The organism is Deinococcus marmoris, from assembly GCF_001949125.1.
GTDB lineage: Bacteria > Deinococcota > Deinococci > Deinococcales > Deinococcaceae > Deinococcus > Deinococcus marmoris_A.
Genome location: NZ_MSTI01000068.1, coordinates 44389 through 63611, shown reverse-complemented (window position 1 = coordinate 63611; position 19223 = coordinate 44389). Strand labels below are relative to the sequence as shown.

Below are 19223 nucleotides of genomic sequence, written 5' to 3'. Positions count from 1 at the left end.
TCTTCCTATCCTTGAAGTCGCCGTCCTGGACGAACAGGACGGCGACTTCGCCTATTCGGCCTGACCCAGCCGTCCGGCCAGCGCCCGCAGGTCTGCCCGGTCCTCGTCGGCCACGCGGTAGGCCATGCGCCAGCGCTCCGGGGCAATCAGCGGGCGGACATTCCACAGTTCGCGCACGCGGCCCCGTTCCAGGGCGTCCCGAACGGCGAACAGCGGGACCAGCGTGGCCCCCAGCCCCACCTCTGCCGCGCCCACCACCGCGCGTAGATCGGGGGCCACCACCGTCTGCCGGGCCGCGAACCGCTCGCCCAGAACGCCCAGAAAAAAGCGCCGCGTCACGGGCAATTCCACGCTGGAGCTGACCCAGGGACGGGCATTGAGCCACCCGGCCAGACCGCCCCGGGGCACATCCGGCGCGGGCCAGTCGGGCGGGCCGATCAGGACATACGGCACCCCGGCCAGCGCCCGCTCGCTCAGGGCGCGGCCCTGGACCGCAACGCTGACCAGCGCGGCGTCCAGCGTTCCGGCCTCCACGCGCTCCAGCAGGCCGCGCGCCTCGCCGAAGCTGAGATGCAGGGGCTGTTCCCAGCCTTTCAGGCGCGGCAGGACGTGGCCGTGCAGGAATTCCGGCGTGCTGCCCAGCCGCAGCGGCGTCTCGGCCAGGATGGGGCGCGACACGCGCAGGCCACGGGCCACGTTGTCCAGCCGGTCCACCGCGTCGGCCACGGCGGCGTACAGCAGCTTGCCGCGTTCGGTGGGCGTCACGCCGCGCGGCGTGCGGATAAACAGCGCCTCGCCCACGCGGGTTTCCAGCGCGGCCAACTGGGCGCTGACCGCAGGCTGGGTCAGGTGCCGCTCGCGGGCCGCCCCGCTGACACTGCCCGCCCGGTAGATCGCCACGAACACCCGGAACGCCTCTGCCATTGCCATCAGTTCTTGTTATACCGCCCAGCAGCAGCCATGATTTGAAGTCATGGGCCGGGGCCGCGCACAATCGGGGCATGCCAAATAACACCAATTCCGACAATGCCAATTCGGCCAGCCGCGAGTATTTCAACGCCAACGCCAGAAAGTACGCCGCCAGCGAGGTCCACAGGCACGGCCCCAGCCTGCCCGTGCTGCTAGCCTACGCCGCGCCCACGCCGCAGGACCGCGCGCTGGACGTGGCCACCGGGACAGGCAACACCGCCCACGCCCTGTCGCCCCAGGTGGGGAAAGTGGTGGGCCTGGATCTGGCCGAGGGGATGCTGGCCCACGCCCGGCAACGCGCGCAGGACGACGGGCAGACCAACGCCAGTTTCATGGTGGGCAGCGCCGAGGAGATCCCCTTCCCCGACGCCTCTTTCACGCTGGTCACGTCGCGCCACGCCCCGCACCATTTTTTGCATCTGGACCGCTTTCTGGCCGAGGCGTTTCGCGTGCTGAAAGGCGGCGGGCGGCTGGTCATCGCTGATCAGATCAGCCCCACCCCCGCCGTACAACTGTGGATGGACAAATACCAGACCATGCGCGATCCCAGCCACCACACCCAGCGCACCGTGGAGGCGTGGCAGGAGCTGGCGCAGGCGGCAGGCTTCGTGTGGACGCAACACACGCTGGTTCCGTACCGGCTGGACTTCGCGTGGTGGACGGCGCAATCCGGCTGCACCCCCGAAACTGTGGAACGCCTGCGCGCCCACGCCGACGCACTGAGCGAGGCAGAACAGCAGGCTGCTGGGCTGGAATACGGCGGCGGCGAACTGGTGGCCCACCACGAGCAGATGATGGTGGTGCGGCTGGAGAAGCGCTGATACGGATTCCGTCTATTCCGTGCAGAAATCGGGACAGCGCCGATTCCTGCACTCCACGCCCGGAACCCGCTTTTCTCCTGCTCACTCCGTTCGGATTTCCAGGTGTTTTCAACACCTTCCAATCGGAGTCCGTATGAACTCTATTTCGCCAGTAGACGTGCCTCTGCTTCCTGCGCCAGACGGTACAGCGCCCACTGCCCCACCGCAAACCACGCGCCCAGCAGCGTGAATCCCAGACACACTGCCCACGCCCCCAGCGTCAGCCTGCGCCCGGTTCGCTCCACGGTCTGCCGCCACGCCGCCGCCGATTCACGGGCCTCAGCCAACGCGGGCAGCCGGGCGCAGGCTTCCCGCACATCCATGACAGAGCGCATGGGGCCAGCAGAGGGGATTCAGGCGTCCGGTCTCCGGGTCTCGCCTCCGCCACCTCGCCTCGTCTATCACGGTCCACGGCCACGCTATACAGGAAGAACAGTTGAGCGCCCGGAGGATGGTGGCAGAAGGCGCAGACGCGCTAATGTTGAGGTGTGAAAAAATGCATACTTACGGCTTTGCTGGCCCTCACCTCACTGACGGCGGCCCAGACCACGGCTCCGGCCCCTGTATCTCCCGCCGATCCGGTTTTCGACGCCAAATGCACCCCGACGGTGACGCTGGGAGAGGGTGAGGGCGACTACCGGGTCGACCCCGATCCGGCCCGCAAGAGCGCGTTCTTCGACGTGGCGGGCAGCAATCCCGAAGCATTTATGCAGGACATCGGGCGCAAGGTCTGCCACATCCTGTACCGCAAGGCCAGCGAGATTCGTCAGGCCAGCCACCTCACGCTGGTCCTGAGTCCAGCCGTGGGCGAGGTGTCCTTCAAGAGCGGTGACGGGGCCGACATTACGGTGATACTCAGCACCGACTACCTGAACAAAGTCAAGAAAGAGGGCGGCGATGTGGGCAGCGAGATCAGGGGCATCCTGTTTCACGAGATGACACACATGTACCAGCAGGACGATAGCGACCTGGGCGGGGCCGACGGCGGCCTCATCGAGGGCATCGCCGACTCGGTGCGCTACCGGGCGGGCTTTATGCCTGGAGACGCCGAACCTGACAAGGACGGCCACTGGAACGACGGCTACAGCACCACCGCCTTTTTCCTGCTGTGGCTAGAGAAGCGCTTCCCGGACTTCATCTACAAATTGAATCTCAGCATGGACAGCCAGGACAACATCAAATGGACGCCGGACGCCTTCAGGGTTCTCACCGGCAAGACCGTGGATCAGCTCTGGAACGAGTACAAGACCTCGCCGGATTGATGACCGTCGGTGGTCTGACTGTCGTGCTTCAACGAATGAGGGCTTAGGCGAACCGTGGGGAAGATCTGGGGCGGATTAACCAAGAAGCGGCTCTGAGACGCCACTTCACCTCTCCCCCTAAAAGAGAAGCTCGTGTTAAGCGGTGTGCCGGGTGGTTTCGCTGAAATCCCAGGAGCCTCAAAGCCCCAGTTCGGCCCGCGCCGCCCGAGTCAGGCCCGCCACCACCAGCGCGTGACTGCCCGCCAGCAGTTCGCCCACCAGCGTATCGGGCAGACTGCCGTCCAGCGTCAGCGTGACCCAGTGGCGCTTGTTCAGGTGATAGCCGGGAGCGATGGCAGCGTGGGCGGCGCGCAGGTCATCGCCATGTTCAGGCCGCACTTTGAGCGACAGCTTCAGCGGATCGCCCGTGATGTCGCTCAGTGCATAGACCTTGCCACCCACCTTCCAGACCAGCGTCGTGGGACCGAAGGGAAAAGTTTCCGCTGAGCGGGGCAGCCGCCCACACGTCTCCCGCAGTTGGGCCACCGTTTGCATGGCTTCAGGATACGGCGCTCAGCTTGCACCCACTCAGCTTTCCGCCGTGGGGTCCACTCCCTCCCCAGTTTCCAGCGCCAGATTCGCCTCGGTCATGGAGGCGTCGCCGCCCAGCAGGCCCGTGACCTGTCCGGCGCTCATGCCCGTACCAGAGGGGGCGGGCACTCCGGGCAGCGTGCGCTGGGGCAAGCCCTCGGGCACTGAAGGGGTGGGCTGGGAGCCGCGCTCACCCTCAGAATCGTTTTTCGTCATGCCCCAGCATGGGCCGCAGAGGTCCGCGAAAGTTGAGAGCGGGCTGAAGGCAGGGCGGGACAAAGGAGAGGGGCGCGGCATTCACTCGCCGCGCCCCCCATTCTCCGTAACCCTTATTTGGGCATCATCTTGTACAGCTCCATTCCCCGCGCGGTGCGGTCCTTGAAGCCCTTCCAGGAGGTGTCGTCGGCCTTGGGCGTGCCGTCGGCGTTGCGGCTCACCTTGATGTCGTTGGACAGGGGGGTGGGCACGTTCAGATAAGCGGCGTCTTCCGTCTTGCCCTTCAGTTTCCAGTCCAGGAAGGCGGTCACGAAATGCTGGTTGATGTTGTTCAGGCGGCTCATGTCCCAGGCGGGTTCGGCGTAGTGCATGTAGTCGTCGAAGCTATTCAGGGACGCGGCGGGGGGCGGGTTGGGCGCGGCGTTGTGCGAGGCGTTCTCGTAGACCAGCATGTAGCGCTCGGCGTTCACGGCGTTCTCGAACAGCGGCTTGACACCGCCCTCGTAGTACGCCACGTCGTCGCGGCTGCCCACCACGAACATGGTGGGGACCTTCAGGCCAGCCAGCCCGGCGTCGTTCCAGAAGCCGTACTTGCCGCCAAAATTGACGCCGATGCTTTTCACGGCGGCGTCACCACCCCACGGCGCGAAGGCCACCACGGCCTTGATGCGCGGGTCCACCTTGAAATTGCCAACCTCCCGCTGCTTGAGCGCTCCGCCTGGAATCAGCGGCTCCATTTCCGGGCCGTAGCCCGCGCCCGCCGCGTTCAGCGCGCCGTACCCACCCATGCTGTAGCCCACCAGCGCGGTATCGTCGGCGTTGATCAGGCCGCTCAGCGGTGAGCCGCTGCCCGCCGCGCCCAGCCGGGCCATCTCGGACAGCACGAAGTTGTCGTCTATCGCCCGGTTCAGCAGCGTGCTGCCAAAGGCGGCCTTGTCGGCGGTGGTGCTGTCGGTATGATCGATGGCCGCCACGATGTAGCCCTTGCTGGCCAGGTTCTCGGTCAGGTAGGTCATCAGGTAACGGCTGCCCGGATAGCCGTGAGACACGATAATCAGCGGGTACGGGGCCTTGCTGGCGGCGGGCGGGGCGTCACGGGTGGCGCGGCCCAGCGTGATAAACGGCGTGTTGGGGCGCTTGGGATCATTGGGGCCGCTGCCCAGAAAATCAGTGTAGGTGGTGACGCCCGAACCACTGTCCCCCTGCGCCGGATACCAGACCTCCACGGTGAGCGGGCGGTCATAGCGGGGCACGTCGCCTTCCTTGGGGGCATTCACGATGTCCAGTTGGCCGGGGTTGGTCAGCTTCAGCGTCCGCACGCCCACCGCGTAGGGGCCGCGTGCGCTCAGCTCCGGGGCGTCGGGACGGGCGTCGCCAGGAATCGACTGGGACGGGGCCGAGGCCGCCAGTTGGGCGTGGGCGGCGGGAACGAGCAGGGCCAGGGTCAGAAACAGGGCTAATCTTTTCATGGCGGGAAACCTCCGGGGAAACAGGCAACGGCACTCGCCGCGCAGGGGCGGCAGGCTTGAATTGTCGATGCGGGGCTTAGCCTAGCTCCAAAGTGGGGAGGCCATGCAGGAATCAGCCGGGCCGCCACCCGCCGTCGCCGCGCAGGGCCAGCAGATCCAGCTCCCACAGCAGCGCGGCATAGAGTTCGGGGGACAGATCGGAGGCGGCAGCTTCCAGCCACAGTTCCTCGATGGTCTCAGCGGTCAGGGAGAGCCGTCCGCTCAGGCTGTGCAGCCGCACCCAGCCGTTCATGAGCACATCCAGTGTGAGCAGCGTTTCGCCCGCCTCATCCCGCAGGTGGACGAGGGTGCGCCGGACCGCAGGAGCATTCATTCCCCCCGAGTCTAGCGGTCAGCAGTTCAAGCACCCAAAAGAGAAACTGGAGCGCCACGTTCAGCGGCCTCCAGTCTGTTTCAGATGTGGTTGAAAACGGTGTTGCTGAGATCAGCGCCCGTGCGTTCCTTCTCCTGGAAAATCGTCGGGGATGAAATTGAAGATTTCCAGATCGTCCACGGCGTTGCCTGCTCCCTGAAGCTGGGCCAGTTCGGCGGCGCTGGCACGCGGCTGCTGCGTGTCGTGGCCGTACCCCAGCGCGTCGGCCATCACGGCGGCGGGCACGGCGGAGAACATCCGGGCGGCCTGCGCGGGGCTGGCGTCCAGCAGCACGTCGGACAGCACCTCGTCGGGAATGTCCTGGGAAATGCGGGCGCGGGCGGCGGCGATGGCTGCGGGGTCCAGCTCGGGCCGCTCGGCGGTTTCCTCGTCCAGATGCGCAGTGCCGGGCGGACGCAGCCCACGTAGACCCTTGCCCCGCCACCAGAACGCCACCAGCAGCAACACTGCCACAACCACCACGAATATCATGGCCGCAGGTTACGGCCCGCCATCTCACGGCGTTCTGCCCGCTGGTGGCATGAATGACGGGAATTGCACACCCCTGCCCCCGGCGGGCCACCCGCCCGGACGGTTACGCCTCGCTGTAGGTCTTTTCAATGGGCATGCCCACTGCGTTGCCCCACTCGGTCCAGCTTCCGTCGTAGTTACGCACTTTGGGGTAGCCCAGCAACTCGCGCAGCACGAACCAACTGTGGCTGCTGCGCTCGGCGATGCGGCAGTACGCGATCACATCCTTGTCGGGGGTCACGCCCTCGCCCGCGTACAGCTCGGTCAACTCGTCGGCACTCTTGAAGGTGCCGTCCTCGTTGGTGGCCCTGGCCCACGGAATGCTGCGTGCGCCGGGAATGTGGCCGCCGCGCAGCACGCCTTCCTGCGGGTAGTTCGCCATATGCGTGACCTTGCCCGAGAACTCGTCGGGGCTGCGGACATCCACCAGCGCGCCCTTGCCCGCCTGCACGCTTTCCAGATGCGCGCGGACCTCGTCGCGGTAGGCCCGCAGGCTCTCGTCGCGGGTCAGTTCGGGGTAGGTGGTGGCTTCATGGCTGGGGTACTCGGTGCTGACCTCGCGCTCCTCGGCCATCCATTTCTGGCGTCCGCCGTTCATCAGCTTGAGGTTCTGCACGCCGCTGTAAGACAGGAACCAGTATGCGTAGGAGGCCCACCAGTTGCTCTTGTCGCCGTACAGGATGATCTGGTCATCGGGTTTGATACCCAGACGGCCCAGCAGTGCGGCCACCTCATCGGGGCCGATAAAGTCACGTTCCACCGGATGCCAGAAGTCGGTCTGCCAGTCCACCTTGACCGCGCCGGGAATGTGGCCGGTGTCGTACAGCAGGATGTCCTCGTCCACTTCAATCAGGCGGACGCCGGGGGTGTTCAGGTTCTGGGCGACCCAGTCGGTATTTACCAGTACATCTTTCACGTATTCCATAAATTGAACCTCCAGAGTTCTTGCTGCTCAGGTCTTCTGGCCCAAGTCTAGCCTTCACCACTAGTTGACCGATCATGTCAACTGGACAAACCTCACCATAGCGGGCCGGGGCGGGGCGGTACAGTGACGCATGACCTCTGACCTCTCCTCCACCCCCGTCCTCCCCGACAAGCTCCAGGGCATCGTGAGCATGTTCAAGAGCGCGCCCAAGTCGCTGCGCCTGCAAGCCCTGCTGGAATACAGCCGCAAGCTGCCGCCGCTGCCTGCCAAGTACGTGGAACACCCGGAATTCATGCAGCCGGTGCCCGAATGCACCAGCCCGTTTTTCCTGGTGACCGAGCAGGACGGGAGCGGCGGCGTCAACATGTATTTCAAGGTGCCGGAGGAAGCCCCCACCGTGCGCGGCTACGCGGGCATCCTGCATGAAGCGCTGGACGGGGCCTCGCCCGAAACCATCCTGAACATCCCCGACGACTTCTACATGAACATGGGTCTGTCCGAACTGATCACGCCGATGCGCCTGCGCGGCATGGGCGCGATCCTGATGCGCCTGAAGAACGTGGTGCGCGAGGGTGAGAAGGCGGAAAGCTAGAGCCTCGGCTTCTGTCCTTAAAGATCGGCCCCTCTCCTGCTAGTGGAGAGGGGTTTTATCTATTTCCCGTCCGGCAGCACCCTGTCCAGCGCCAGCGCGGTCAATCCCAGTCCCAGACCGTAGGCCAGATGCGCGCCCAAACGGTTGATGTGGCCCTTCGGCGTGGACCCACCGGGGCCGTCCTGAAGCCCCATCAGCGGCACCAGTCCCTCGTCCATCAGCGCCCACAGGCCAACGCCGAAGATGGCAGCCTTGAACGGCTGATCGGGGCCAGCCAGCGCGCCATACAGCCCGCCGTTCAACACACCCATGCCCCAGTGAACCCCTTCGCTCAGAGCGGTGCGGGTGCCGTCTTTCCTGGGGGTGTGGCCCTCGGCAGCCTCGTAGGCCAACCGTCCCAGCGCGGCGGTGCTGCTCTCGCCGGGCGCGTGCAACTGCCCCAGCGGCGCGATGCTGTGGCGGTCCGGCGTCGGTTTCTGATCACCGTCCCCGTCGCCCTGAAGCAGCGGGGCCACCCGCGTCCAGTACTGCCCCATCGCCAGCGTGCCCACGGCCCCACCGATCAGGCCGATCACGATATTTCGGAAGAGTGCCATACCACAGAGTAAGAACAAATACCGTTCTGGCCGCCGAGGATAAAGGAAGTGGCAACGGGGGCGGCCTCCTCTACACTGTCGCCATGCAGCCCTACCTCGACCTGATGCGGCAGATTCTGGACCACGGCGCGGTGAAAACAGACCGCACCGGCACTGGCACCCGCAGCATCTTTGGCGCGCAGATGCGCTTCGATCTGGCGGACGGTTTTCCGCTGGTGACCACCAAGAAGATTCATCTGAAGTCCGTGATTCACGAGTTGCTGTGGTTTCTATCAGGGAGCAGCAACGTGGGGTATTTGCAGGACAACGGCGTGAAAATCTGGGACGAGTGGGCGGATGAGCAGGGCGAACTCGGCCCGGTGTACGGCGTGCAGTGGCGCAACTGGCCCACGCCGGACGGGCGGCACATTGATCAGATTAAACAGGTAGTCGATCAGATCAAGACCAATCCCGATTCCCGCCGCCTGATCGTCAGCGCGTGGAATGTGGGCGAGATTGAGAACATGGCGCTGCCTCCCTGTCACGCCCTCTTTCAGTTCTACGTGGCTGATGGACGCCTGAGCTGCCAGCTCTACCAGCGCAGCGCGGATGTGTTTCTCGGCGTGCCGTTCAATATCGCCTCCTACGCCCTGCTGACCATGATGGTGGCGCAGGTCTGTGATTTGCAGCCAGGAGACTTCATCTGGACGGGCGGCGACTGTCACCTGTACAGCAACCATCTGGAGCAGGCGCGTGAGCAACTGGCGCGTGATCCCAGGCCGCTGCCCACCATGCACCTGAACCCGGACGTGAAAGACCTGCTGGCCTTCAAGTACGCGGACTTTAAGCTCACGGGTTATGAACCGCATCCTCACATCAAGGCGACGGTAGCGGTTTGATCCCTCATTTAACGTTCGTGGTGGCAATGGCCGAGAACCGCGTGATCGGCAGAGACGGCGACTTGCCGTGGCGTCTGCCCGCCGATCTGGCCCACTTCAAGCGGCTGACCGTGGGCAAACCGGTGGTGATGGGCCGCAAGGTCTACGACTCGATTGGCAGGCCGCTGCCCGACAGACAGAACATCGTCCTGACCCGCAATCCAGAGTTTCAGGCCCCCGGCTGCGTCGTCGTCCACTCGTCGGAGGAAGCGCTGAAAGCCGCCGATGGGCCAGAAATCATGATCATCGGCGGCGAGGAAATTTACAGTCTGTATCTGCCGCAGGTGGAACGGGTGGAACTCACCCTGGTTCACGCGGAAATCGGGGGCGACACCTTCTTCCCCGAACTGCCGGGCCAGTGGACGGAGACGGCGCGGCGTGAGCGGGCGGCAGACGAGCGCAATCCATATGACCTCAGCTTTCTGACGCTGGAACGGGCACCTCTCCCCTGACGTTACGGCTCCAATTGTGGCGAACAAGTCATACGGAATCCGTGTCAGCTTTTGTTTCCACTGTTGGCGGCGGCTCCATGACCACCAGTGGCCCGGCCTGTTGCGCCAGTGCGCGGGCGGCGGCGGCCTCCAGCGGGGGCGAGATGTAAAAACCCTGCGCCAGCGTGAAGCCCAGCGCCCGAACCTGCGCGAACTGCTCAGGCGTCTCGATGCCCTCGGCCACGCTGGTCAGCCCCAGCGCCTGCCCCAGTTCGGACACCGCGCGCACCAGCGCCGTACCGGTGTGGCCGCCGTCCAGGTCGGCGATAAAGCTGCGATCCACCTTCAGGTCACTGATCGGAAACTGGCGCAGGTAGCTCAGTGACGAGTACCCGGTGCCGAAATCGTCCAGGGCCAGCCCCACGCCCAGTTCGCGTAGCGTCCGCATGGTGTCCAGGGTGGTGTTACGGTCATTCATCAGGACGTTCTCGGTCAGCTCCAGCGTCAGGCGTTCGGGGGCCAGCCCGCTGCTGCCCAGCACGCCCCGGACCTCGGCCACCAGACCGGGCAGGTGCATCTGGGCTGCCGTCAGGTTGACGCCCAGCGCCGGGGCCGTGCGTCCAGGCAGAGCGGGCCAGGTGGCCGCCTCATGGGCCGCCGTCCGCAGCGTCCAGCGGTCCAGCGGCACGATCAGGCCAGTGTCCTCGGCCAGCGGAATGAAGGCTTCGGGAGACAGCAGGCCGCGCGTGGGGTGAGGCCAGCGGACCAGGGCCTCAAACCCCCGCAGGTGGCCGCTGTCGAGGTCCACGACGGGCTGATAGTGAACCTCCAGCGCGCCGCTGCCGATGGCCGCCCGCAACTCGGTTTCCAGTTCCAGGCGGTCCAGAACCTCGCGGTGCATGGCGGCGTCGAAGACCTGGGCGCGGCCCCGGCTGTGGGCCTTGGCATGGTACAGGGCCACGTCCGCGTTTCGCAGCAGGGTTCCGCCGTCCAGCGGTGTGCCGCCTTCCAGATCGCCGCCCAGATCGTCATACAGCGCGATGCCCAGGCTGGCGCGCACCTGTAATTCCAGACCCTGCACGGAAATCGTCGGTTCCAGCGCGCGCAGCAGGCGGTCCGCCGCCTCGGAAGCATGCTGGGAGCCGGGCAGATCACACAGCAGCACAGCGAATTCGTCGCCGCCCAGCCGGGCCACCGTGTCACCCGGACGCACGCCCGCCTGAAGGCGCTGCCCGGTCAGGATCAGCACCTGATCCCCGGCGCTGTGGCCCAGGCTGTCGTTGATGGCCTTGAAGTTGTCGAAATCCATCAGCAGCACGGCCAGACTGTTGGGGGCCGGGGACGCCTCCAGCGCCCGCGCCACACGCTCGCCAAACAGGCGGCGGTTGCCCAGCCCGGTCAGCGGATCGTGCAGCGCCAGGTAAGCCAGCCGCGCACTCAGGTGTTGCCGCTCGCGGATCACTGCTCCCAGCAGCAGCCCCGAGACCGTCACCGTGACCAGCCCGAATTGCAGGGCCAGTCCGCTCGTTTCCGCGATCTGGCCCCCGGTCAGCAGGGCAACGCCCACGTTCAGGGCCAGCACACACACGGCGGCGGGGGCAAAACCGTGCCGGGTGGCAATCCACAGCACCGGGATGAACAGGGCGTAGCTGTAATTCAGGGTGGTGCCGCGCGGCCCGCCGTACCCGGCCCAGACCGCCGCCACCACCAGCACGGCGGCTACAGCGGCGTCGCGCGCCCAGGGCCAGACCTCTGATTTGGGCCGGGTTTCCGGTGGGAACGCGGGGGCCTGTGCGGGGGCGGACGACCACAGCCCCGGCCAGCGCCCCAGCCACAGCAGCAGCGGCGGGGCCAGCAGCCCGACGCCAGTGGCGCTGCCCGCCCACAGTTGCAGGGTCAGGGTCAACCCCTTTGAAGCGGGAAGCAGCCCGGCCACCGTCAGGTTAAAGACCTGCAAGGCCGACATCACCATCGGCGCGCCCAGCATCGCCACCGTCACGAACAGCGCCACGTCGCGCAGGCGCGGCAGACGCGGATCGATGTGCAGCGAGCGCAGCAGCATGTAGGCCGCCGCCACGGTAGCGGCCACCGTCATCACGATGTAGCCCAGCAGGGGCCAGAAGGGCAGGGTGTCCACCACGAAAAAGGTATGCACCAGTCGGCTCAGGATCAGCAGCGGCCAGAAGCGCAGGCCGAAGACCAGCAGCAGCACCACGTCCAGCCCCACCGCCGGATACCACACCGTCACCTCCGGCGAGGTGGCGAACTGCTGCGAGGCCACATCCAGCCCGTACCACGCCAGCAGATACACCACCCCGATTAGCACTGGCCGGAACCACAGATTGAGCATGGCCTTACATTAGACCGAATACAAACCCAGAAACGAGAAAAACTTCAAGACTTCAGATCGTCTCCTAGCCCTGAACTTCAATACCCTGTCAGGTGGTGCGGGAGAGGGCAGGACAATAGTGCCTACCGCCCTTGTTCTGCCCTCTCAGGACCACTAGGCTGTTCCTCTTGTACTTCCCCTGCGCTTCGCCACGTCGGCGAGAACCACGGGGGGAAGATCGGCGGGAAAGCCCCTGACGCCGGGGCTGACCGAAACCGAAGGAGCGTTTAAAAATGCATAAAGTTGCCATTGTGGGCCGACCCAACGTCGGCAAATCAAGTCTGTTCAACCGCCTGATCGGGCGGCGCGAGGCCGTCGTGGCCGACTTTCCCGGCGTGACCCGTGACGCCAAGGAAGGCATGATGCTGTACCAGAACCACCGGATTACCCTGGTGGACACGGGCGGGTTGTGGAGCGGCGACGAGTGGGAAGCCGCCATCCGCCAGAAGGCCGAGTGGGCCATCGAGGGCGCGCAGGCCGTGATCTTCGTGCTGGACCCCCGCGAGGGCCTGAGCGCCGCCGACTACGAGGTCTCCGACTGGCTGCGCCGCCTGGGCATTCCAGTGATCGTGGTGGCCAACAAGATCGACAGCCAGAAACACGAGGTTTACCTGGCCGAGCTGTGGGGCCTGGGCTTCGGCGATCCGGTGCCGATCAGTGCCGAACACGCACGCGGCCTGGACGAACTGATGGACCGCGTGATGACCCACATGCCCGACGACGATGAGGACGTGCCGGAAATCGCGCCCATCCGAATTTCGCTGATCGGGCGGCCCAACGTGGGCAAATCCAGCCTGCTGAACGCGATTGTGCAGAGTGACCGTGCCATCGTGGCCGATCAGCCCGGCACCACCCGCGACAGCCTGGACGTGGAGTGGGATTACGGCGGGCAGCGCTTCGTGCTGGTGGACACGGCGGGTATTCGCAAGAAGCCCCCCACCGCCATCGAGGACTACGCCATCCAGCGCAGCCAGGCGGCCATTGCCCGCAGCGACCTGATCTGGCTGGTGGTCAACGCCGACGAACTGGGCGACCACGAGCTGAAGCTGGCCAACCTCGCCTACGACAGCGGCAAGCCCGTGATCGTGGTGGTCAACAAGTGGGACCTGATCCCCGACGCGGACCTGAAAAGCACCGAGCGCGACCTGAACCAGAAGCTGCACCATATTTCCTACGCGCCGCGCGTGTACACCAGCGCCATCAACGACTACGGCATCCACGAAATGCTGGCCGAGGCCATGAAGCTGCACGACAAGTGGCAGAGCCGCGTGCCCACCAGCGAGCTGAACCGCTGGCTGGAAGTCTGGCAGATGCGTCAGGCCGTGCCGAACTTCCACGGCAAGAAGCTGCGGATGTACTTCATGACCCAGGTGGAAACCGCGCCGCCCACCTTCGCTATCTTCTGCAACCGCGCCACTTTCGTGACCCGCGCCTACGAGGGCTTCCTGCAAAACCGCATCCGCGAGGATCTGGCGCTGGCCGGAATCCCGGTGCGCCTGAAGTGGAAGGAAAAGGGACCGTACAAGCGTGGCGAGAAGAGTGAGGAAGCCGAGGCTTAGTTCGACTCTGCCGTTTCTGGACCGTGACCGTGCTTGCCTGACATCACTGAATTCAGTCTCCGCGTGAGCGTGTCGGACAGCAGTTCCAACACTTTTCCGATGGAGTTGGAAAAAACCGCACTATCATCCACACCCTCCCAAGCCACACGTTCCAATCTGTACCAGTCCCCGCAAGGGAGCTTTTTTTATTGTCTGGCACGGGATTTGCAGTGCGACTGTAGACGACAATCTCAAAAACTGTCCGAACTCAGGCCAGAGCCAAAGCCCCCAGCAGCGGCGAGACGGTGGGTGTGAAGCTCACGTCACGGTCCATAAATTGCGCGTAGAAAGCCGCCTTCACCAGCGGGTTGAAGCTGCCGCCGCACAGCCCCAGTTGTGAATTTCCTGTGCGCTCCATCACCGCCCCACCCAGCCGGGCCAGTTCCTCCCCGGCGCGGCGCTGGATGTCCTGGGCGTGTGGATCGCCGTCCACGGCGGCGGCGTACACGGCAGGTGCCAGCCGGGCCAGCGCGGCGCGGCCCTCGCCGTACACGTAGGCGCGGATGTCCGGCCAGTTCTGGGAACCGATGACCCCGAAGAGTCTGGAGGCCAGCAGGCTCTCGCCTCGCCCCTCATCCACCCCGCGCAACACCGCTTTCAGGCCCTGCCGCCCCTGCCAGAAGGCCCCGCCCGCGTCGTCGATCAAGAAGCCGTGACCGCCCGCGCGGATCACCTCGTCCGCCGCTGTACCGTCATTTGAAACGGTGCGGTGGTAGGCCATGCTCCCGGTTCCGGCATAGACCAGGGTGCCGCCCCCCGCCGGAAAATGCGCGGCGTAGGCCAGATGCAGATCGTCGGTGACGTGCAGCGCGTGCTGGGGCAGATAAAACGTGCTGGACAGCATTTCCATGATCAGCGGCGCGAAGTCGGTCGACAATCCGGTGACGCCCACCACCACCGCTGAAGGCTGTGCAGGAACGGCGGCGCGAATCCCGGCCAGTCCAGCCGCCATATGCTGCCGCGCTTCAGGCGTGTAAAGGTGGCCGGAAAGGGAAGCGTAAACGCCGCTGGCGGCCACTTCCCCACCAGAGACCCCATCAGAAAACAGTGCCCACTTGCTGCTGCTCGCGCCCATGTCGATGCCGAGGATCACAGTCTCTCTGGAACCACTGCTGCGAAGGCATGGGACACGTTCAGACCGCAGAGCAGGAGTGGAAGGTTCATTGAGGACATTGTTTCATGGCGTCCTGTCCAGGCTCAAATCTGGATTGCACAACCTCTGCCGCCCCTCTCCGCTCTACCCTGATCTCATGCCCCACTGGCTCCTCAAATCCGAACCCGACGTCTTTGGCTATCCCGATCTGGAACGCGTGGGCCGCGAACCCTGGAACGGTGTCCGCAACTATCAGGCGCGCAATTTTCTGCGGCAGATGGCGGAGGGCGACCTCTGCCTCTTCTACCACTCGCGCAGCAAGACGCCGGGCGTCGCGGGCGTGGCGCGGATAACGCGGGCGGCACACACTGACGATCTGCAATTCGACCCGGCCAGCGCCTATTTCGATCCCAAATCTGACCCATCCCAGCCGCGCTGGAGCATGGTGGAGGTGGAGGCGGTGCGCGCCTTTCCCGCCGTGCTGACGCTGGAGGCCATCCGCGCCCTGCCCGAGTGGGCCGATTCACCGCTGACCCGCAAAGGCTCGCGCCTGAGCGTGTTGCCCGTGACGCCAGAGCAGTTCGGGGCGGCGCTGGCAGCGGCAGGACTGGCACTCATCAACTGACCCGTGATCCAACTGTCAGACGCCACGGATCACACTGAAGCATGGAACTCGTGTTCGCCGGACTGGCTATCGTTTTCTCTTTACTCCTCGCCTCGATCCAGAAGGAGCCGGAGCCTCAGCCGCAGCCCGTGAAGGTCAGGAGTCGGCAGGACTGAGCAGGCGGCTTATTCTGGAAGCGTGACCAGCCACACGCCGTCAACGGCCCACCAACATCCCGGCGGCTTGCGGGGGCGGCTTCTGCTGGAGCATCTGCAAACCCAGCCCAACTCGGTTCCCGATGCCGTGAATCTGGACGGCTGCGGCCTGAGCGAACTACCAGCCGTGATCGGCGGCAAGTCTGACCTTCAGCGGCTGAGCGCCTACGACAACGCGCTGGACGACCTGCCGGGGTGGCTGTGGACCCTCTGTGACCTGCGGGTGTTGAACCTGTCGGCCAACAGGTTGACGGCCTTGCCCGATGCGCTGGGTAACTTGATCCGGCTGGAGATGCTGGACCTGGGCCACAACGCGCTCTCCGAACTGCCAGACACAGTGGGCCACCTGCGAGAATTGCGCTTCCTGTACCTCAGCAACAACCGGCTGAGCGCACTGCCGGAGTCGGTGCGTCGTCTGGAGAACCTGAGCTACCTGAACGTCACCGACAACCAATTCGCGGCACTTCCCCACTGGCTGGGCGAACTGGGCGGCCTGCAAGAAGTACGCGCCTACAACAATGCCCTGACGGTCCTGCCCACCAGCATCGGCAATTTGCACGAGCTGCGCGAGTTGCACCTGATGAACAACCGCCTGAGTGTCCTGCCCGACGAACTGGCAGGGTGCGTCCGCCTGCGCGAACTGGACCTCCAGAACAACGCATTGACAGCTCTACCGGACAGCATCGGACGGCTGGGGGCGCTGACCCGGTTGAATCTGCGGTTCAACGAACTGACCGCGCTGCCGGATTCGCTGGCCGAACTGACCGAATTACGCTTTCTGGACCTGCGGGCCAATGGCCTGACCACGCTGCCAGAAGGACTGGCGGACCTTCCCAGGCTGGAGAAGCTGGAGCTGCGCTGGAACCGGCTGGAACGCCTGCCGGCGGCCTTTGATCGGCTCCGCGCACGCGGCTGTCTGATCCACCTCTGAAGCCGCGCAAGAGTTCTGGCAGAATGCCGCCCGTATACTCGGGCCGTGTCTGTCACCTGGCTGGGCCGCCCGCATACGCTGGGTTCGCGTGTGTCCCTCCTCGCGTTGCGGCTGACGGGCTGGACGCCGCTGCTGGAGCCGCCGCCGATGGGCGGGGTCAAGTTCGTCACGGCTGCCGCGCCGCACACCAGCAATCTGGACTTCTGGCCGGGGCTGTTCTGGAAGTGGGCCACCCGCATTCCGCTGCACTGGGTCGGCAAACGCGAGCTGTTCAATTTCCCGATGGGCATCTTCATGCGTGGCGTGGGCGGCATTGCCCTGGACCGCCGCCGCGCGGGGGGCAACTTCGTGGACGCTGTGGTCTCGGTGATCGAGCGCGAGGAAGAAATCGTGCTGCTCGTCGCGCCGGAAGGCAGCCGCAACCGGGCGGAATACTGGAAGACCGGCTTTTATTACATGGCCCAGAGGGCGGGCGTGCCCATCGCCGTGACCGCGCTGGACTGGCAGCACAAACGCATCGGCATCATCGGTTACGTGCAGCCGACAGGGAACATCAAGGCCGACTTCGCCGAAATTGCCGCCCTCCTGAAAGACGTACGGGGCCGCATCCCGGCGAACGAGACGCCTATCATTCCCCGCCCCGATGACGCGGAACAACCCGCCCCGGCCTGAGCTGGCGCTACCGCCCAGAATGACGTTCCACCTGATTGCTGGCGAAATCCCTGAGCTGGACGAACTGCTGAGCCTTTATGCCTCGGTGGACTGGACCGCCTACACCCGTGATCCACAGGCGCTGGCCCGCGCCCTCCGGCACTCCAGTTTCATGTGGGCGGCCCGCTGATGGGGGCCGTGCTGGACCATTACGCCCACGTCATGCAAACGGCGCTGCTGGCCGATGACAGGCCAGAGCAACGGGCCTTTTACGAGTCCCTGGGCCTCGGCAACACCCAGAATCTCGGATTGAATGCATTCTACCGCGCGAACATGCAAACGGATTCCTGAAAGTAGTTCGATTTATACCGTCCCAGCACATGAATTTTAGGACGATGTATAAATTTGACACCCGCTGTATTAGGCGCTATAGTATTGCCATCACCGTCCGAGAGGGCGGGCTTTTTATTATCTAGCGATATTGCCTGCCGGAAAAGATCACTCCTCCCGGTCTTTCAGCCCCCGGATTTCCTCAATAAAGCGTTCCAGGCTGTCAAAGTCGCGGTAGACGCTGGCAAAGCGGATGTAGGCCACGTCGTCCAGCGGGCGCAGAAAGGTCATGGCCCGCTTGCCGATCTCCTCACTGGCGATCTCGGCGGCCCCCACCTCGTCTTCAAAACCGTAGGCGAAGGCGCGCAGGGCCTCCGGCTCCACCGGGCGTTTCTCGGTGGCCAGACTGAGGCCGCGCAGCAGTTTGTCGGGGTTGAACGCCTCGCGCGGGCCGCTGCGCTTGACCACCATCAGCGGCTCAAGCTGGGCGCGTTCGTAGGTGGTAAACCGCCGGGCACAGTTCAGGCACTCGCGGCGGCGGCGGATGCTGGCCCCGTCGTCGCTGGGGCGCGAGTTGACCACCTTGGAATCGGGATCGGAGCAGTAGGGGCATTTCACAGGCGGCGGCTCACAGCGCGTTGACGGCGCTCATGAGTTCAGGCAGACGGACCTTGGGCGCAGCGGGCAGCGGCACGTCCATCACGTTGCCGCGCAGGTGGCCCATGCGGGGGGCAGCCAGCGCCAGCACGGCGTCGGCCAGCGGGCGGTCCAGCGTCTCGTCGCCGCTGCTGGCGCGCGAGGGAATCAGCATGTTCAGGCGCAAGTCCTCACGCGCGCCCGCCTCCACCAATCCGCGAATCGCGCCGCGCTGGGGGTGGGCCTGCAAGCCCGGCTCGTCGCCGTGCGGGCCGATGATGGTCAGCCAGGTGTCGGGCAGGCGGCGGCCCAGGATCTGCGCGATGGCGACGCTGCTTTTCACGTTGCTGTTGAACAGTTCCATCCACTCGTTCTCGCTGAGCATGGTGAAACCGACGTTGGTGCGCTTGTCGGCCAGATGCACGATGCCGTGCAGCGCACCGAAAATTTCCAGAATGCGGGTCTGGGCGCTCAGCCAGTCCAGCGGCACACTCACATCAGCCTTGATGGGAATGGCGTGGCCGCCGGAACGCTCCAGTGCGCTGGCCTGCGCCGAGAGCGATTCGCTGTTGTTGCCGATCAGCACGACGCTGGCTCCGGTTTTCGCCAGGGCGGTACTGACCGTCTTGCCGTAGCCCATGTCGGCCCCAGTCACGGCGATCACCTGTCCGGCCAGCACCTCACGGTAAAGTGCCCCGGCGCGGTCCTGGGAAGAGGTTGGGTCCGTCATGCGGCCCAGCATAGCGCCCCGGCCCGTGCTGTTATCCCGCCTGGGGCAGCGGCCTGAGCGCGTCTATGGGCGGATCGCCCGCGCGGTGGCCCTTGCCGCACGCGTGGCACCAGTACGCCTGATCGCCGTCACGCAGATCATACAGGGTCATGGGGAGGCCACAGTCCGGGCAGACATGCACGTATCCGCGTCCGCTGGCCGGATATGGATCGGCTTCATTACGTAATTGACGCTTCATATTCTGATGATAGCAGAAGAGATGCGGGTGTCAAATGGTGGATGGGATATGCTTCTTG

Annotated in this window: 25 protein-coding genes; 11 read left to right on the top strand and 14 right to left on the bottom strand. The window is 65.1% G+C overall.

The genetic code is table 11. The features are described 5' to 3' along the window. Nucleotides 1–51: 51 nt before the first annotated feature. Nucleotides 52–930 carry a LysR family transcriptional regulator gene (locus tag BOO71_RS10405; protein WP_083653328.1) on the bottom strand — a complete coding sequence of 293 codons (879 nt, stop codon included), beginning with the start codon at nt 928–930 and terminating at the stop codon, nt 52–54. A 71-nt stretch (nt 931–1001) separates the two neighbouring features. On the opposite strand from BOO71_RS10405, the gene BOO71_RS10400 reads away from it, so the two are divergent. After that, complete coding sequence (locus tag BOO71_RS10400) at nt 1002–1790, top strand: class I SAM-dependent methyltransferase (RefSeq protein WP_075832038.1); 789 nt, start codon at nt 1002–1004, stop codon at nt 1788–1790. Between the two features lie 140 nt (nt 1791–1930). On the opposite strand, the gene BOO71_RS10395 is transcribed toward BOO71_RS10400, so the two are convergent. Next, complete coding sequence (locus tag BOO71_RS10395) at nt 1931–2164, bottom strand: hypothetical protein (RefSeq protein WP_075832036.1); 234 nt, start codon at nt 2162–2164, stop codon at nt 1931–1933. A 177-nt stretch (nt 2165–2341) separates the two neighbouring features. On the opposite strand from BOO71_RS10395, the gene BOO71_RS10390 reads away from it, so the two are divergent. Continuing rightward, nucleotides 2342–3091, top strand: coding sequence for a basic secretory protein-like protein (locus tag BOO71_RS10390; RefSeq protein WP_075832034.1), 750 nt, complete (start codon nt 2342–2344; stop codon nt 3089–3091). A gap of 177 nt (nt 3092–3268) precedes the next feature. Here the strand turns inward: BOO71_RS10390 and BOO71_RS10385 are convergent, their stop codons facing one another. The 6 genes from BOO71_RS10385 to BOO71_RS10360 all read right to left on the bottom strand — a co-directional run bounded on the left by BOO71_RS10385 (nt 3269) and on the right by BOO71_RS10360 (nt 7214). Next, nucleotides 3269–3625, bottom strand: a complete 357-nt coding sequence (locus BOO71_RS10385; RefSeq protein ID WP_075832032.1) for an MmcQ/YjbR family DNA-binding protein — start codon at nt 3623–3625, stop codon at nt 3269–3271. 33 nt (nt 3626–3658) lie between these two features. After that, the gene (locus BOO71_RS10380) at nt 3659–3877 is read right to left on the bottom strand and encodes a hypothetical protein (protein ID WP_075832030.1); all 219 of its coding nucleotides are present in this window, start codon (nt 3875–3877) and stop codon (nt 3659–3661) included. Between the two features lie 113 nt (nt 3878–3990). Further along, on the bottom strand, nt 3991–5346 hold the full coding sequence (locus tag BOO71_RS10375) for an alpha/beta hydrolase family protein (RefSeq protein ID WP_075832028.1): 1356 nt from the start codon (nt 5344–5346) through the stop codon (nt 3991–3993). Between the two features lie 112 nt (nt 5347–5458). Next, nucleotides 5459–5719 carry a hypothetical protein gene (locus tag BOO71_RS10370; protein ID WP_075832026.1) on the bottom strand — a complete coding sequence of 87 codons (261 nt, stop codon included), beginning with the start codon at nt 5717–5719 and terminating at the stop codon, nt 5459–5461. A gap of 111 nt (nt 5720–5830) precedes the next feature. Further along, the gene (locus BOO71_RS10365; protein ID WP_075832024.1) at nt 5831–6250 is read right to left on the bottom strand and encodes a hypothetical protein; all 420 of its coding nucleotides are present in this window, start codon (nt 6248–6250) and stop codon (nt 5831–5833) included. 103 nt (nt 6251–6353) lie between these two features. Then, the gene (locus BOO71_RS10360) at nt 6354–7214 is read right to left on the bottom strand and encodes a sulfurtransferase (RefSeq protein WP_075832022.1); all 861 of its coding nucleotides are present in this window, start codon (nt 7212–7214) and stop codon (nt 6354–6356) included. A 130-nt stretch (nt 7215–7344) separates the two neighbouring features. Between BOO71_RS10360 and BOO71_RS10355 the strand changes: the two genes are divergently transcribed. Further along, on the top strand, nt 7345–7806 hold the full coding sequence (locus BOO71_RS10355) for a SufE family protein (RefSeq protein ID WP_075832020.1): 462 nt from the start codon (nt 7345–7347) through the stop codon (nt 7804–7806). A 59-nt stretch (nt 7807–7865) separates the two neighbouring features. On the opposite strand, the gene BOO71_RS10350 is transcribed toward BOO71_RS10355, so the two are convergent. Further along, nucleotides 7866–8402, bottom strand: a complete 537-nt coding sequence (locus BOO71_RS10350) for a hypothetical protein (protein WP_075832017.1) — start codon at nt 8400–8402, stop codon at nt 7866–7868. An 83-nt stretch (nt 8403–8485) separates the two neighbouring features. On the opposite strand from BOO71_RS10350, the gene BOO71_RS10345 reads away from it, so the two are divergent. Next, nucleotides 8486–9280: a thymidylate synthase gene (locus tag BOO71_RS10345; RefSeq protein ID WP_075832015.1), complete on the top strand. Its 795-nt coding sequence runs from the start codon at nt 8486–8488 to the stop codon at nt 9278–9280. Further along, nucleotides 9277–9771, top strand: a complete 495-nt coding sequence (locus tag BOO71_RS10340; RefSeq protein ID WP_075832013.1) for a dihydrofolate reductase — start codon at nt 9277–9279, stop codon at nt 9769–9771. The genes BOO71_RS10345 and BOO71_RS10340 overlap by 4 nt, the downstream gene beginning before the upstream one ends. A 28-nt stretch (nt 9772–9799) precedes the next feature. On the opposite strand, the gene BOO71_RS10335 is transcribed toward BOO71_RS10340, so the two are convergent. Beyond that, entirely contained in the window at nt 9800–12100 is a 2301-nt protein-coding gene (locus BOO71_RS10335; protein WP_075832011.1) for a putative bifunctional diguanylate cyclase/phosphodiesterase, read from the bottom strand. A gap of 272 nt (nt 12101–12372) precedes the next feature. Between BOO71_RS10335 and der the strand changes: the two genes are divergently transcribed. Then, nucleotides 12373–13698, top strand: a complete 1326-nt coding sequence (gene der, locus BOO71_RS10330) for a ribosome biogenesis GTPase Der (RefSeq protein WP_075832009.1) — start codon at nt 12373–12375, stop codon at nt 13696–13698. Between the two features lie 247 nt (nt 13699–13945). On the opposite strand, the gene BOO71_RS10325 is transcribed toward der, so the two are convergent. Continuing rightward, nucleotides 13946–14830, bottom strand: coding sequence for an N-acetylglucosamine kinase (locus BOO71_RS10325; RefSeq protein ID WP_075832007.1), 885 nt, complete (start codon nt 14828–14830; stop codon nt 13946–13948). Between the two features lie 157 nt (nt 14831–14987). On the opposite strand from BOO71_RS10325, the gene BOO71_RS10320 reads away from it, so the two are divergent. The 5 genes from BOO71_RS10320 to BOO71_RS28320 all read left to right on the top strand — a co-directional run bounded on the left by BOO71_RS10320 (nt 14988) and on the right by BOO71_RS28320 (nt 17582). Next, entirely contained in the window at nt 14988–15455 is a 468-nt protein-coding gene (locus BOO71_RS10320; protein ID WP_075832005.1) for an EVE domain-containing protein, read from the top strand. 177 nt (nt 15456–15632) lie between these two features. After that, the gene (locus BOO71_RS10315; protein WP_083653326.1) at nt 15633–16580 is read left to right on the top strand and encodes a leucine-rich repeat domain-containing protein; all 948 of its coding nucleotides are present in this window, start codon (nt 15633–15635) and stop codon (nt 16578–16580) included. A gap of 45 nt (nt 16581–16625) precedes the next feature. Beyond that, nucleotides 16626–17252: a 1-acyl-sn-glycerol-3-phosphate acyltransferase gene (locus BOO71_RS10310; RefSeq protein WP_075832003.1), complete on the top strand. Its 627-nt coding sequence runs from the start codon at nt 16626–16628 to the stop codon at nt 17250–17252. Continuing rightward, the gene (locus BOO71_RS28325) at nt 17224–17421 is read left to right on the top strand and encodes a hypothetical protein (RefSeq protein ID WP_217694884.1); all 198 of its coding nucleotides are present in this window, start codon (nt 17224–17226) and stop codon (nt 17419–17421) included. Before BOO71_RS10310 ends, BOO71_RS28325 begins: the two co-directional genes overlap by 29 nt. Further along, nucleotides 17406–17582, top strand: coding sequence for a hypothetical protein (locus BOO71_RS28320; RefSeq protein WP_217694880.1), 177 nt, complete (start codon nt 17406–17408; stop codon nt 17580–17582). The genes BOO71_RS28325 and BOO71_RS28320 overlap by 16 nt, the downstream gene beginning before the upstream one ends. A 147-nt stretch (nt 17583–17729) precedes the next feature. On the opposite strand, the gene nrdR is transcribed toward BOO71_RS28320, so the two are convergent. From nrdR to BOO71_RS10295, 3 genes are read right to left on the bottom strand one after another with little or no spacing between them, the layout of a single operon-like run. After that, nucleotides 17730–18179 carry a transcriptional regulator NrdR gene (gene nrdR, locus BOO71_RS10305; protein WP_075832001.1) on the bottom strand — a complete coding sequence of 150 codons (450 nt, stop codon included), beginning with the start codon at nt 18177–18179 and terminating at the stop codon, nt 17730–17732. A 10-nt stretch (nt 18180–18189) separates the two neighbouring features. After that, entirely contained in the window at nt 18190–18927 is a 738-nt protein-coding gene (locus tag BOO71_RS10300; protein WP_075832195.1) for an SDR family NAD(P)-dependent oxidoreductase, read from the bottom strand. A gap of 31 nt (nt 18928–18958) precedes the next feature. Then, nucleotides 18959–19165 (bottom strand): hypothetical protein, encoded by a 207-nt coding sequence (locus BOO71_RS10295; protein WP_075831999.1) that lies wholly within the window; start codon nt 19163–19165, stop codon nt 18959–18961. Nucleotides 19166–19223: the final 58 nt, after the last annotated feature.